A 14,619-nucleotide genomic window follows, 5' to 3' on the forward strand; every position below is an offset into this window, starting at 1 on the left:
GTCGCCGTCCGGGATCTACTGGAGGAGGTGATGGCGCCCGAGGAGTGATCTGCCTACCATCACCAACGACCCGCTCCGGGCCTCGGGACCACCGACACTTTCGGTGATCGCGGACCTACATTTTCAGCGATCCGCGACACGTTCGCCTGGTGTTCTCGCCCGGCGCCGGCATCCCCGCCTACCGCTTCCTCGTCGTCGGCATGGTCTGCCAGCTGGCGGGCGACACCTGGTACACCATCTCGTCGCTCCAGGGCACCTTCTCCTTCGGCACCTGGTTCTTCGTCAGCTGGCTGGTCTTCTACGTGTGCCTCGGCACCGCCGCCCTGCACCCCTCGATGCGCCAGCTGTCGGAGCCCGCCCCCGACCACGAGGCCGTCCTCACGGGCCGGCGCCTGGGCTTCCTGGCCGCCGCCGCCCTGATCTCGCCAGCCGTGCTGGTGGTCATCGACGCCGACCGCAACGACGAGTACGTGCTCGCCGCCACCTCGGCTCTGCTGTTCCTCCTGGTGCTGGCCCGTATGCGGGGCCTGCTCGTCTACATCGCCGAGCACGAGCGCATGAAGCGGCTCAAGGACGAGTTCACCTCCGTGGTGAGCCACGAGCTCCGCACCCCGCTCACCTCGATCCGCGGAGCCCTGGGCCTGGTGGCCGGCGGGGCGCTCGGTCCAATTCCCGACAAGGCCCAGCGCATGCTCGACATCGCCAGCGAGAACACCGAGCGCCTGGTCCGCCTCATCAACGACATCCTCGACATCGAGCGCATGGAGTCGGGCCAGATCACCCTCGAGAAGAAGCGGTGCCGGGCCGCCGACCTGGTGGGGCGGGCGACCGACGCCATGCGGGCCATGGCCGACGAAGCGGGTGTCACCTTGACCCTCGAAGCCGGCGACGCCCACCTGTCGGCCGACGATGACCGGATGATGCAGACCCTCACCAACCTGTTGAGCAACGCCGTCAAGTTCTCGCCCCGCGGGGGCAACGTCCGCCTCACCGCCCAACGCCGAGGCGAGCACGTGGTGTTCAGCGTCGAGGACGAGGGACGGGGCATCCCGCCCGAGCACATCGAGCGCATCTTCGCCCCGTTCCAACAGGTCGACTCCTCCGACTCCCGCGACAAGGGCGGCACCGGGCTGGGCCTGGCCATCTGCCGCAGCATCGTCACCCAGCACGGCGGGCGCATCTGGGCCGAGAGCACCCCCGGGCACGGGGCGAAGCTCTCCTTCTCCGTGCCGGCTCTGGACGACGCGACCCGCTCCGAACCACCGGTCATGGCGGGGCCGCTGGTGCTCGTGTGCGACGACGACCCGTCGGTGCGCGAGGTCGTCACCGCCATCCTCGAGCGCCGCGCCTATCGGGTGGTCACCGCTTCCAGCGCCGAGGAGGCGGTCGAGGTGGCCGCCGTGCAACAGCCCGCGGCCATCCTGTTGGACCTGCTCATGCCCGGGATCAGCGGTTGGGACGCCGCAGCCCTGCTCAAGCAGCACTCCGACACGCGCCACATCCCCATCGTCATCCTGAGTGTGCTGTCGCAGCGGGAGGCCGACGAGGTCACCGGCAACGTGGTGGACTGGGTCCAGAAGCCCCTGGACGAACCCACCCTGTTCGGGGCGCTGGAGAAGGCGGTGACGGGCTCCCACAAGCCGTCCCGCGTGCTCATCGTCGAGGACGACCTCGACCTGGCCCACGTGCTCACCGCCATGCTCGAGCGCAACGGCGTGGAGGTGCTCCACGCCGCCGACGGTGGTGAGGCGATCCGGGTCAGCCAGCGCTTCGTCCCCGACCTGGTGGTGCTCGACCTCGAGCTTCCCGGCGTGGACGGCTTCGCCGTCGTGGAGTGGATGCGCCGCCACGATCGGCTCCGCCACGCTCCGCTGGTCGTCTACACCGGGGCCGAGCTCGACCACGAGGATCGTGAGCGCCTCCGCCTCGGCCATACGGAGTTCCTGACCAAGGGATGCGTGGCCCCCGACGACTTCGACGGGCGAGTCACGGACTTGCTCGACAAGCTGGCCGGCGTTGGTGACACCGCCGACGATCGGAGCATGGCCGATGATGCCGCCTAGACACGTCATGGTCATCGACGATGAGGACCACATCCGCGAGGTCGCCCAGGTGAGCCTGGAGGCGGTGGCCGGGTGGCAGGTCACCACCGCTGCGTCAGGGCGGGAGGGGATCGAGGTGGCCAGAGCGGCGCAGCCCGACGCCATCGTCCTCGACGTGATGATGCCCGACATGGACGGCCCGGCCACCCTGGCCGGGCTTCGGGCAGACGCCGCCACCGCCCACCTCCCCGTGGTCTTCCTCACCGCCAAGACCCAGGCCGTCGACCGTACCCGGTTGACGGGGCTGGGCGCCGCCGGAATCCTGGCCAAGCCCTTCGACCCGATGCTGCTGGCCGACGAGATCGCCAGGCTGTTGGGGTGGCCGTCGTGAGCGGCGCCGACGTCGTCGCCACCGCGCTGGCGGCGATCTGGGAGAAGCGTCAGGCGAAGATCCTCGGCAGCGTCGCGACCCTCGAGGACATCCTCGTCGCCGGCCGCCCCGGAATCGACGAGGCGGAGCGCGCCAGCGCCGAACGCGAGGCCCACAAGCTCGCCGGCTCCCTCGGGACGTTCGGGTTCGCCGAGGGCTCGGAGCTGGCCCGCCGGCTCGAGCACCTTCTCGAAACCGTCCGGCCGCTCGATCCCGAGCCGCTCCCCCAGCTGTCCGCGCTGGTCACCGCCCTCATCCAGTCGCTGCCCTCCCCGACGCCGGCCGCTGCCGACGAGGCCGCAGACGAGCGCCCACTCGTGGTCGTGGTGACCGAGGACAGGGATCTGGGCGAGCGCCTGGCGCGCGAGGCGCCCAGCAGGGGAATGCGAGTGGCGGCGTTCAACCCGCCCGGTGCGGCGGCCTCCTGCCACGTCGAACGCCCTGCCGCTCTCCTCGCGGACCTGCGAGGCGAGGCGTGGAGGGACGAGACCATGGCACTGGTGGAGACGCTGGCGAGCGAGAACCCGCCGGTTCCTGTCCTCGTCCTCACCACCGAGGCCGGGCTCACCGACCGCGTCGGGCTCACCCGCCGGGGTGCGGGAGGCTTCCTCCACGATTCGCTGTCGACGGCTCAGCTCCTCGACCGCGTCGCCGAGCTTCTGGCCGTGGCCGGCGGCGATGCCACCACGGTGCTGGCGGTGGACGACGACCCCAACGTCCTTGCCGCCCTGCGGGCCGTACTGTCCGACGCCGGCCACCGCCTGGTCACCCTCGAGGACCCTCTACGTTTCTGGGATGTCCTCGAGGACACCCGCCCCGGCCTCCTGCTGCTCGACCTCGACATGCCGGAGGTCAGCGGGATCGAGCTGTGCCGGGCCGTGCGCCACGACGCCCGCTGGAGCACCCTCCCGGTGATGTTCCTCACGGGCAGCGCCGGTCCCGAATCGGTGCGCGAGATCTTCGCTGCGGGCGCCGATGACTACGTGGCCAAGCCCATCGTCGGACCCGAGCTGACCGCCCGCATCTCCAACCGGATGGAGCGGGTGGCGCTGTTCCGAGCCATGGCCGACACCGACCCGCTCACCGGCCTGGCCAATCGCCGCAAGTCCCAGGAGGTCCTCGACCGGCTCGTGCTCCTGGCCGACCGCTATAACCAGCCGCTCTCCCTCGCCGTGCTCGACCTCGACCGGTTCAAGCAGGTCAACGACCGGCACGGCCACGCGGTCGGTGACGCCGTGCTCCGCCGGCTGGGCGAGTTGCTGGGCCAGGCCTTCCGGGGGGAGGACGTGGCGGCGCGCTGGGGTGGGGAGGAGTTCATCGTTGGGACCTACGGGATGACCAAGCACGATGCCGTGCAGCGTCTGGCCGCGGTGCTCGAGCAGTTCCGTCTGGAGGGCTTCGCGGGCAACGAGGGCGACTTCCACGTCACCTTCAGCGCCGGAGTGGCCCAGTACGGAGTCGACGGGCCGGACGTCGACGCCATCTATCGTGCCGCCGACGAGGTCCTCTACTGGGCCAAGGCGTCAGGCCGCGATCGGGTCCTCCCCTTCGGTTGGCAGGCGAGCGCCGTCCCCGATGCCCTCGACGTGGTGGTGGTGGAGGACGACGAGGTCACCGGCAAGGTGCTGCAGAGCGCCCTGACGGCGCGGGGCTACACGGTCAGATGGATTAAGGACGGTCTTGTTGCGGCCGAGACACTTGCTGCCCTCCGTCCCCGGGTGGTCCTGCTCGACGTCGAGCTCCCCAGTTTGAGCGGGATGGACGTGCTGCGCCGACTGGCCCACGACGGCGCGCTCTCCGAGATGCGAGTCATCATGGTGACGGGCCATGATGATGAGCACCAGGCCGTGGCTGCCTTCGAGCTCGGCGCCTGCGACCACGTGGTGAAGCCGTTCAGGATCCCGGTGCTCCTCGAGCGGGTCCGCCGGTCACTCGACCGCAGCGGCGCAGGCTGACTGGGCACCTTGCTTCATCGTCGCTGCTCGCTCCCGCGGTCATGGCGATGATGGGCGTGCTGCGACGGCGCTTGCAGGCGGCAACCTTGGCCCGATTCGATTCGCTACCGAAAGATCAGTCGCTTCCTCTCAACCGGTGAACCTCGGCATCCAGCGCCTGCTTCGCCAGGACGTATTCCGCCGGTAGTTGCGCAGCGACGACACGGGCGCCGACGTAGTCCTCACGGCCGACACGCTCCTCGACCTCTTCGCACCTCCGTGCGATCCGCTGGGCCCCGACCGCGACGCAACTTCCCCTCATGGTGTGAGCAAGGCTCGTCGCCCGAGCGAAGTCCGAGGCCCTGAGAGCCGCTTGCAACGCGCCCGCCCGGTGCGAGAAGTCGCGATCGAACAGCGCGACTAACTCCTCGATGAAGTGCCCGCTGTCCTCCTCCCCGAGCAGGCGGAGTTGGGCGACGGCGGCGGCGTCGAGCACCTGTGCATCGTCATGATCGCTGGGTCTCACCTCTGGACCTCTGGGAGCGACAGCGGTTCAGGTTTCGTGATCGTTGCAGTCCATCGGCTCACCACCGCGTCCAGTTGTGTCATCGTCACCGGCTTGGTCAGGTAGTCGTCCATGCCCGCTTCGAGGCAGCGTTCCCTGTCGTCGGTCATCGCGCCGGCGGTCATGGCGATGATGGGCGTGCGGCGCGCCGCTCCTTCGCTCGCCCGGATGCGCCTCGCCGCCTCGAATCCGTCCACATGGGGCATCTGGCAGTCCATCAAGATGGCGTCGTACTGCGCCCGGGCGGCGGCCGCCACCGCCTCACCGCCATCGGACACGCACTCCGTGCGGTAACCGAGTTTGGCGAGCATGGCGATGGCAACCTTCCGGTTCACCGGGTTGTCCTCGGCCAGCAGTAGGTTCGCACGGGGAACCAGCTCCCCTGGGCGGTGATCTCCCGTGGTGCGGGCGGCCGACGAGTTCTGACCCTTCGAGCCGAGCACGCTCGACAGGCAGGTGCGAAGTTGCTCACGGCGCACAGGCTTGGCCAAGCAGGCCGACATGCCCGCGTCGTGTGCTCGCTTCACATCGTCCTGGTGACCGGACGAGCTCAACAGCACCAACGGGATGCCGGCGATCTCGCCGTCGGCTGCGACGGCACGCGCGAACTCGAGACCGTTCATGCCCGGCATCTGCATGTCGACGACGGCGACATCGAACGGCTCACCGGCCTGGGCCGAGGATCGCAGGGCGTCGAGGGCGGCATGGCCGGAGCTAGTGATGACGGCGTTGGCAGACCAGCGCGTCACGTAGCCCTGAAGGACGGCACGGTTCGTCGCGTTGTCGTCGACGATGAGGATCCTCGTTCCCGCCAGCTCCGCTGGCTCGGCATCGACGGGAAGACCGTGGTGTGCGAACCCCAGGCGGGCGGTGAACCAGAAGCGGCTTCCCACGCCGCGCTCGCTCGCAACGCCGCAGCTTCCCTCCATCAGCTCCACGAGCTGGCGGGTGATCGCCAGTCCCAGCCCCGTTCCCCCGAACCGCCGGGTCGTCGAGTCATCGGACTGCGAGAACGGCGCGAAGATCTCGGCCTGCTCATCGACATCAATGCCGATTCCGGTGTCGACGACATCGAACCGAACCACGACGCCGGCGGCAGAGTGTTCATCGACGCGTGCGTTGACGATGATCTCGCCCGACTCGGTAAACTTCACCGCGTTGCCAACAAGGTTGGTGAGCACCTGACGCACCCGCCCCCCGTCGCCGTGAACGGCGACGGGGATATCGGCGTCGATGGCCACCACCAGCTCGACGCCCTTCTCCTGTGCCGGTCCGGCCAAGAGATGCGCCACGTCGTCGACGACCTTGTGCAGGTCGAAGTCGCCGACGCTGAGCTTGAACTTGCCCGCCTCGATCTTCGAAAGGTCGAGAATGTCGTTGATGAGCTCGAGCAGCGCGTGACCGGAGCCGCGGATGGTCTCGGCGTACTCCTGCTGGGCCGGGGCGAGGTCCGTGTGGAGCAGGAGATCGGTCATCCCGATGATCCCGTTCATCGGTGTGCGGATCTCATGGCTCATGTTGGCAAGGAAGCTGGACTTGAGCTGAGAGGCCTGTAGCGCCTGATCTCGCGCCGCCGCCAGCTCTCTCTCCTGGACCTGCAGCACCTCCAGCGCCCGCCGCCGGATGGCCGCGTCCTCGGCGCGGCGGACGACGAGAACGGCGATGAGGAGGCTTCCGACGATGATGCCGGCCGCTAGGATCCAGATCCCGAACGCCCGGCTCCCGGCCACCGGCGCGTACAGCTGGTCGGCGGGCACCGCGATGACCAGACGCCATGGCGTGCCGGCCACGGCATGGCTCGTGAAGTAGCGGTTTCCGCGCTGGCCGCCGATGACGCCGTTGGAACGCTCCGAAAGCGCCCGGGCCAGCGCCCCGTTGTGGCTCCGGAGTGATCCGGCCGCCGCATCGCCTTCGTTGCTGGCGACGACCGCCGAGCTTGCGTCCACGAGGTAGGCCTCGTTGGGCTCGATCGGCGTGGCATTGCTCAGAAACGACGCCAGCGGCGTCCGCGAGACGTCGAAGCCGCCGCTGAACACGCGTCGTCCTGCGGGGGTGTCGAAGGGAACGGCGAAGGCGACGATCGGCTTGCCCTCGGCGGCCGAGGGGACCACCGTCGAGATGGCGTCTTCGCCTGCGAGCGCAGTCCGCAGGTGGCCGTACTTCGATGCCAGGTCCTGGCCGATCAGCTCGGGCTTGGCCGGTACGACGTGCAACACCCGGCCCCGGTCGTCCAAGAGCACCGCCGCCGAATACTCCAGAGCGACTGTGACGAGCTCGAAGTGTTGGTCAGTTGTGGTCGTGCCAGCGAGCAGGGTCTCAGCCTGTCGTCGCTCCCGGCGGAATAGGGCCTCTACGTAGCTCTGCACGAAGCGAGCACCAACTGTCGCGCGCAGGTCGAACCGGTCTCGCAGGTCTCGTTTTGCGAGCTCGTCCACATAGGCAGCTCCGCCTAAGGCGCTCGCCACGACGCCCAGCCAAATGGCCACGGCGACGAGTCGTACGCCCCGGCGTGGGCGCCCTCGCTCCGCGAGCGAGCGCGTCGGAACCATTCCGACCTATCGACCCATCAGGAGGGGAGCTAAAGCGGAATGGCGATGAAACATGACGCATCGTACCTTTCCGCCACAGTTGTCGGGCAATCGACGACCGCCCTTCGCCTACTTACCCAGGGGCACAGGAAGCGTGGCCCGTTGTCGGATCTAGCGCCTACGCCGCCGCGTTCGCCTCGAGGCGACCGCCGTACCCCATCCGCCGAAGGCGTCGACTGCGGCCTTGGAGCCGGTTTCGACGGCGGCCTTCATGGAGGTGGACGCCTCGTTCAAGCGGGTGCTGGCCAGCTCGACCTGGGGCCTGGGGCCTGGGGTCTCGGCCTTGGGCTCGGCGGAGGTGTCCGACAGGAGGGCGATCGCCTTCTGCTGGGCGACGTCGGCCGCCCGGAGGTCGGCGTTGGCCTTGGCGGTGATCTCCGCGCCGGCGTCGATGGTGCGGGCGGGGAGTTCATGACAACGGCGGCGGTGCCGGTGCCACCGAGGGCGACGGCGATAGCGGTGGCGGCGGCGATGGAGCTGATGCAGAACATGAGGGGCGGGCATGGCCACCATCCGCAGCGCGAGCAGAAGGGTCGCACTGCTGATCCCGGCTGCGGCCCGTCACTGGCCACTCAGCGGAGGCCTCGATCCTTCGAGCCTGATGCTCGGTCGGCGCTCGATATCCGGCGGTGCAGCTACTCGACTCGCCCATTATGACGTGAGTCGGGGTGGGGGAATGGCACGGAGACCACGCTCTGTCTACCGATGCGCTTCCAGGAGGAGACAGGCCATGCTCTTGGCTCGCCGCGCAGCCTCGAGGTCCCCTTCGCAGGCAGACACGATCGATCCCTTCATGAGCAGATGCCAGGAGTGGGCGAACGAACTCGGATCGCGCACGCCTGCCTCCTTGGCGAGGCGGCGCACGATCCGACGGATGTGGTGGAGATGCCGGGCGCTGGCGGAGCCGAGGGCGTGTTCGGGACCCATCTCGAGGAGCACGTTCACAAAGGAACAGCCCTCGAAGTCAGCACGGTGAAACCACTCGTCGAAGATGTCGAAGATGGCGAGCAGCTGTTCCTCCGCCGTGGATCCCCGCGTCCTGGCCTCGGCCTCTACCCAGGCCAGCGTCCACCGCTCCTCGCGGAGGTCCAGGAAGGCCAGGACCAGCTGTTCTTTGGACGGAAAGTGATGGTAGAGGGTCGACTTGGCGACCTGGGCGCGCTCGATGACCTCATCGACGCCGACGTCACGGACGCCCCGCCGGGAAAACAGGTCGTAGGCCGTCTCGAGGACGCGCTCTCGAGGGGAGAGGTTCACGGTCTGACTCGAACCTTTCGCGACGAGCGCACGGCCTATAGATAGCAGACCTAGGTGCAGGAAGACAGGTCTGTTCGCCATGCTACGATCCCGAACCAAGGCCGAAACACCGGATCTGCCCGGTTGTGGTGAGAACGCGGATCGATGGGTACGAGGTGGCGGTGCCACGGTGGAATCGGAAGCGTGTATCGGTGTTTCGTACCAACAGGGTCGGGGCCGGGAAAGCCCGAGGGCTTGGGGCTGGACCATCAACAGCCACACGCCCTTGTTGACCCGTTTCGGCGGAACCGGTGTTACCGGAGGCCGCGCTTATCGTGCCTCCCGAGGACCGTCCCAAGTTGTGATCGGGTCGGCGGACGGATACGAGTGCCACATGAAGGGCCGCCGCCCATGACGCAACCTGGGTCGGAACAGGACACCGAGTATCAGCCGAGCGAGACACAGCGACCGGCTCGCTTGGGTCACTGGGCGTGGGACGTCGCCTCCGGAGCGGTCACCTGGTCGGACGACCTGTACCGAATCCTCGACGTGTGCGCCGACGAGATCACGCCCAGCTACGAGGCGTTCTACCGACGGCTCCACCCCGCCCACCGTGCCCGAGCCGAAGCGCTGGTGCGGGCCACCTTCGTTGATGGCCGGCCGTGTGCCTTCTACTCTCCGCTCAGCGCGTCCGACGGCCCGGAACGCTGGATCCGGGCCACCTGTGCGGTGGATGTCGACGCGGCCGGTGCGCCGGTGCGGATGCACGGAACCGTCCAGGAAACCACCGATCGCCTGGACGCCGGCGCGTCGCCGGATGAGGGCCGTGCGGGCCTGCACGATCCGCTCACCGGCCTCGCCGACTGGCAGCACTTCGCCGGCCGGGCGGCCGCCGCGCTGGACCGAGCGGCTGGCAACGGCGGCTGGTCGACGGCGTTGTTGGTCGTCGACATCGATCGGTTCCACCGGGTGAACGACCAATTCGGCCACGAGACCGGGAACCTTGTGCTGGTGGAGGTCGCAAATCGGCTCGGTACGGTGTTTCGCCCTTGGGACACCGTCGTCCGTCACGGCGGCACCGTCGCCCGCCTCGGGGGCGACAGGTTCATGGTCCTCTGCGACAGCGTGCGCGACCCCGCCGTGGCCGAAAACCTGTGCCGCCGGGTCGCCGACCTGCTCCAGTTGCCCGTCGCGCTGGACACAGGCGCGGTGCTGCTCACCGCCGGGATCGGCGTCTGCCTCGCCCCGCCCGGCGAAACGGACGTCTCGAAGCTCATCGCGCAGGCCGAGACCGCTCTGCGACTGGCCAAGGACCGCGGCGACGGCGCCCACGTCGTATTCGCGCCCGACCTGGTTGAGCTCGATCGCGAACGCGACGAGACCGAGCGAGCTCTCCGCCAGGCCCTTGCCGGCGGGGAGCTGCGCCTGCACTACCAGCCCAAGGTGGCGCTCGACACCGACCGCATCGTGGGGGCGGAGGCGCTGCTGCGGTGGCAGCACCCGCAGCGGGGGATGGTCGCGCCGCTCGAGTTCATCCCCCTGGCCGAGGAGACGGGGCTCATCGTGCCCATCGGGGCATGGGTCATCGAGGAGGCTTGCCGACAGGCGGCGCGCTGGCGGCGGTCCTTCCCTGACCGGCCTGTCCTTCAGGTGTCGGTGAACGTGTCGGCCCGGCAGTTCGGACCAGGACTGGTGGAGGTTGTCGCCGGAGCGCTCTCGGCCAGCGGGGCCGAGGCTCAGGCACTGTGCGTCGAGGTCACCGAGAGTCTCCTGATGGACGACATCGAGGGTTCCGTGGCCATCCTTCGTGAGCTGGCTGGTCTGGGCGTGGCGTTGTCGATCGATGACTTCGGCACCGGCTACTCGTCGCTGGCCCACCTCAAGCGCTTCCCGCTCCACGAGCTCAAGATCGACAAATCCTTCATCGATGGCCTGGGACGCGACGCCGACGACTCCGCCATCGTGGCCGCAGTGATCGCCTTGGCCCATGCCCTCGAGCTGTCGGTAGTGGCCGAAGGTGTAGAGACCGCCGAGCAGCTGCAGCGGCTGCGCACGCTCGGCTGCGAGCAGGCCCAGGGTTACTACTTCGCCCGGCCCGGGCCGCCCTGTGCGATCGATACCCTATTGAACCTGGGCGTAGCCCATGGCCTCGGCGGGGAGACGGCGCAAGAAGCCTCGCAGGCCTCTCGTCCTGAACGGATCCTGGTGGTCGACGACGACGCTGAGGTTCGCCAGCTCGCCCTCATGAGCCTCACCGCTGTCGGCTTCGAGGTCCATGAGGCGGCCGATGGCCTCAGCGCACTGAGGACGGCCAAGCTCGTCGGTCCCGACTGCGTCCTTCTCGATCTGGTCCTGCCGGACATCAGCGGCCTGGAGCTGTGTCGCGCCCTGCGGGTTGAGCCGACAACTGCGGCGAGCACTTTGTTGATGCTCACCAGCAGCGACGGCGCCGCCGACAAGGTGGAGGCATTCTCCTCGGGAGCCGACGACTACATCACCAAGCCGTTCTCGCCCCGCAACCTGGCAAGCCGGGTCAACGGGGCGATGCGTCGCCGTCGCGGGGGGCTCCGGCCCGAGACTCGGCGCGAAACCAATCCCCCCGACGCTGTGCCCGCTGCTCTCCCACAGGTGTCGACCAAGCACCCGGATCCCCGATGAGCGGCGCACCGGTTCACCATGGACCGGGCGATGCCGGCGACAACGGCGCTTCGGCGGTGACACCCATCAAAGCTCCCCTGCGGCCCGACGACGAGGACGAACGCATCGCCGCGGTGCGACGATACGGCATCCTCGGTACCGCCGCTGGCACGGCGTTCGATCGCATCACCGCGCTGGCGGCACGGCTGTTCGATCTCCCCATCGCCGTCATCAGCATCGTCGACACCGACCGGATCTGGTTCAAGTCCCACCACGGCCTGCCCGACGTGGCAGAGGCTCCACGCGATCCCGGGCTGTGCGCATCGGCCATCCTGCAGACCGGCCTGTGGATCGTTCCCGACGCGGCCGCCGACCCCCGCACCCTCGCCCACCCGCTGGTGGTCGGAGGCGCCGGGGTCCGGTTTTACGCCGGGGTGCCGCTGGTCACGGCGGACGGGCACCACGTCGGCACACTGGCCGTGATGGGCAGGCAGCCCCGCCGGGTGACCCTGGCCGAGGCCGCCACTCTGCAGGACCTCGCCGCCCTGGTCATGGACGAACTCGAGGTCCGGCTCCTGGCCCGGCGGGCGGTGGCCACGGCGATGGACGCGTCCCGGGCCACCGCCGAGCGGCTGGCGGCCGAGACGGCGTCGGCGACCGAGGCCTTCCGTGTGACCGCCGAGAGACTGGCGGCCGAGACGGCGTCGGCGATGGAGGCGTCGCGGGTCACCGCCGAGAGGTTGGCGGCGGAGACGGCCTCGGTCAAGGAGGCCTTCCGGGTCACCGCGCAGAGGCTGGCGGCGGAGACGGCGTCGACCATGGAGGCGACCCGGGTCACGGCGGAGCGTCTGGCCACCGAGACCGCGTCGGCGACCGAGGCGTCCCGGGTCACGGCGGAGCGGCTAGCGGCCGACACGGCGTCGGCCACCGAGGAGTCCCGGGTGACGGCGGAGACGCTGGCGGCCGACACCGCGTCGGCCACCGAGGTGTCCCGGGTGACGGCGGAGCGGCTCGCCACCGAGACGGCCTCGGCCACGGAGGCCTCGCGGCTCAAGGCCCAGCTTCTGGCCGTTCGAACCGCTTCGGCCACAGAGGCCTCGCGCCTCAAGTCCGACCTGCTGGCTGCCCGAACGGCGGCGGCCACCGAGGCCACCCGGCTCAAGTCCGAGTTCCTGGCCAACATGAGCCACGAGATCCGCACCCCGATGAACGGCGTGCTCGGCATGACCCAGCTCCTGTTGGGGACCGACCTGAGCCCCGAACAACGCCACTATACCGATACCGTCTTCCGATCGGCCGAGGGCCTGCTGACGGTGATCAACGACATCTTGGACTTCTCCAAGATCGAAGCCGGTCGCATGGATCTTGAGACCGCCGACTTCGAGCTACGGGCGGCCGTTGAGGAAGTGGCCGAGCTCATGGCCGTCGGGGCGCATGAGAACGACCTCGAGCTGATCGTGGTGATCGACCCTCACCTGCCCGCCGTCGTGCGGGGAGACGGCGGACGTCTCCGACAGATCCTCGTCAACCTCATCGGAAACGCCCTGAAATTCACCGAGCGGGGTGAAATCGTGACTCGGGTCGACCTGGTACGGGCGTCGGAGCTTGGCGTCGAGGTGCGGGTGGAGGTCACCGACACCGGCGTCGGCATCGCCCCCGGAGCCCATACTGAGCTCTTCGACAGTTACTCCCAGGGCGATGTGTCGACCAGTACCTACGGAGGCACCGGGCTGGGGCTGTCGATCTCCAAGCAACTTGTCGAGCTCATGGGTGGCCAGATCGGCGTGGACAGCGTTCCGGGCAGCGGCAGCACCTTCTGGTTCACCGTGCCCTTCGATCTCGCCGGGAGTATCGATAGTCTCCCCCCGACCCGGAAGGGCGACCCGGCCGGCTTGTCGGTCCTGGTGGTGGACGACAACGCCACCAACCGCGACATCCTCGTGCAGATGCTTCGCGCTTGGGGCGTGGACACGAGCAGCGCGGCGGACGGGTACGAGGCGCTGGAGGCCCTCCGACGCGCCGCTTACCAGAACGAGCCCTTCTCTGTGGCGATCCTCGACAACCACATGCCCGGGATGGACGGCGTCGGGTTGGCAAGGGCCATAGTTCGCGATCCGAGCCTGGCGGCGACCCGATTGGTCATGCTGAGCTCCCTGGGCCGGAACGAGGACCGGGGGTTGGCCACTTCGGTCGGGATCCACGCCTTCCTCACAAAGCCGGTGCGCCAATCGGCGCTTCACGACTGCATCGCCACCGTCGCCGGCTTCGAAGGGACGTCGGTCCCGCCTACGGCCACCACATTGCCCCCCACCCGGCCCCGCCCGGACGTGGGTGTGCACCTTTTGGTCGTCGACGACAACGTGGTCAACCAAGAAGTGGCCGTTCAGATGCTCGAACACGAAGGCCACCGGGTCGATGTGGCGGCCAACGGCAAGGATGCCATCGAAGCCGTGGCGCGGGTCCGATATGCCGCCGTCCTCATGGACTGCCAGATGCCGACCATGGATGGCTTCGAGGTGACGCGAGCGATCCGATCGCTGGAGGGAGACGATCGCCGCACGCCGATCATCGCGATGACCGCCGGGGCCATGGTCGGTGATCGCGAACAATGCCTCGCCGCCGGGATGGACGACTACGTGGCCAAGCCGGTTCGCCAGGCGGAGCTGGTGGCGGTCGTCTCGCGCTGGACGCGAACGGGCGTGCCCACCCCCGGGACCCGCGCCCGCGCCCGAGCCGACGGCGACGGCCCGGCTTCTCCCGACGGCTCCGACGTTCTGGATCCCAGCGTGGTTGCCGGGCTCCGGGAGCTGGACAGTCAGGGGATGGCAGAGTTGGTCGAGAACTTCAGCGCCCGCACCGCCGCCCTTCTTGAACAGCTGCGGGGCGGCATCGAAGTCGCCGACTGCGCTCTGGTGTCCACGACGTGTCACAGCCTGAGGGGCATCAGCGCCACCTTGGGCGCATCAAGGCTGGCCGCGCTGTGCGGCGAGCTCGAGGTTGCCGCCGTCAGCCAGGAGCTGGTCGGCGGAGCCGAGGTGCTTCTGCGGCTAGAAGCTGAAGCCGACTGCGTCCGGCCGGCCCTCCGAGCGGCGTTTCCTGAGCTACCCAGGTGAGTGCAGCTCGCCGCGAACGCCGTGGTCAGGAAGCGACGCGTTCTGGCTGTTGCGGTCCCGTGCTGGCGACGTTG

General features: G+C 68.9%; 9 protein-coding genes. 5 read left to right on the forward strand and 4 right to left on the reverse strand.

From position 1 onward, the window contains the following. Positions 1–149 precede the first annotated feature (149 nt). The 3 genes from VM242_16250 to VM242_16260 are packed head-to-tail and all read left to right on the forward strand — an operon-like array spanning position 150 to position 4,427. Complete coding sequence (locus VM242_16250) at positions 150–2,063, forward strand: response regulator (GenBank protein ID HVM06709.1); 1,914 nt, start codon at positions 150–152, stop codon at positions 2,061–2,063. Beyond that, positions 2,050–2,433: a response regulator gene (locus VM242_16255; GenBank protein ID HVM06710.1), complete on the forward strand. Its 384-nt coding sequence runs from the start codon at positions 2,050–2,052 to the stop codon at positions 2,431–2,433. The genes VM242_16250 and VM242_16255 overlap by 14 nt, the downstream gene beginning before the upstream one ends. Continuing rightward, the gene (locus tag VM242_16260) at positions 2,421–4,427 is read left to right on the forward strand and encodes a response regulator (GenBank protein ID HVM06711.1); all 2,007 of its coding nucleotides are present in this window, start codon (positions 2,421–2,423) and stop codon (positions 4,425–4,427) included. The genes VM242_16255 and VM242_16260 overlap by 13 nt, the downstream gene beginning before the upstream one ends. 115 nt (positions 4,428–4,542) lie before the next feature. On the opposite strand, the gene VM242_16265 is transcribed toward VM242_16260, so the two are convergent. From VM242_16265 to VM242_16280, 4 genes are all read right to left on the reverse strand, one after another. Beyond that, positions 4,543–4,902: an Hpt domain-containing protein gene (locus tag VM242_16265; GenBank protein ID HVM06712.1), complete on the reverse strand. Its 360-nt coding sequence runs from the start codon at positions 4,900–4,902 to the stop codon at positions 4,543–4,545. A 26-nt stretch (positions 4,903–4,928) separates the two neighbouring features. Next, on the reverse strand, positions 4,929–7,457 hold the full coding sequence (locus tag VM242_16270) for a response regulator (protein HVM06713.1): 2,529 nt from the start codon (positions 7,455–7,457) through the stop codon (positions 4,929–4,931). A gap of 213 nt (positions 7,458–7,670) precedes the next feature. Continuing rightward, entirely contained in the window at positions 7,671–8,063 is a 393-nt protein-coding gene (locus VM242_16275) for a hypothetical protein (GenBank protein ID HVM06714.1), read from the reverse strand. Between the two features lie 195 nt (positions 8,064–8,258). Continuing rightward, complete coding sequence (locus VM242_16280; protein HVM06715.1) at positions 8,259–8,816, reverse strand: helix-turn-helix domain-containing protein; 558 nt, start codon at positions 8,814–8,816, stop codon at positions 8,259–8,261. Positions 8,817–9,272: 456 nt separating this feature from the next. Between VM242_16280 and VM242_16285 the strand changes: the two genes are divergently transcribed. Together VM242_16285 and VM242_16290 are read left to right on the forward strand one after the other, a co-directional pair. Then, the gene (locus tag VM242_16285; GenBank protein HVM06716.1) at positions 9,273–11,453 is read left to right on the forward strand and encodes an EAL domain-containing protein; all 2,181 of its coding nucleotides are present in this window, start codon (positions 9,273–9,275) and stop codon (positions 11,451–11,453) included. Beyond that, positions 11,450–14,545, forward strand: a complete 3,096-nt coding sequence (locus VM242_16290) for a response regulator (protein HVM06717.1) — start codon at positions 11,450–11,452, stop codon at positions 14,543–14,545. Before VM242_16285 ends, VM242_16290 begins: the two co-directional genes overlap by 4 nt. The last annotated feature ends 74 nt before the right edge of the window (positions 14,546–14,619 follow it).

It is taken from the genome of Acidimicrobiales bacterium, assembly GCA_035540975.1.
Lineage (GTDB): Bacteria > Actinomycetota > Acidimicrobiia > Acidimicrobiales.

What these genes read in the sequence shown, in the direction of transcription:
- VM242_16255 (HVM06710.1), top strand. Translation starts at nt 2,050, where the DNA reads ATGATGCCGCCTAGACACGTCATGGTCATCGACGATGAGGACCACATC.
- VM242_16275 (HVM06714.1), bottom strand. Translation starts at nt 8,063, where the DNA reads ATGCCCGCCCCTCATGTTCTGCATCAGCTCCATCGCCGCCGCCACCGC.
- VM242_16290 (HVM06717.1), top strand. Translation starts at nt 11,450, where the DNA reads ATGAGCGGCGCACCGGTTCACCATGGACCGGGCGATGCCGGCGACAAC.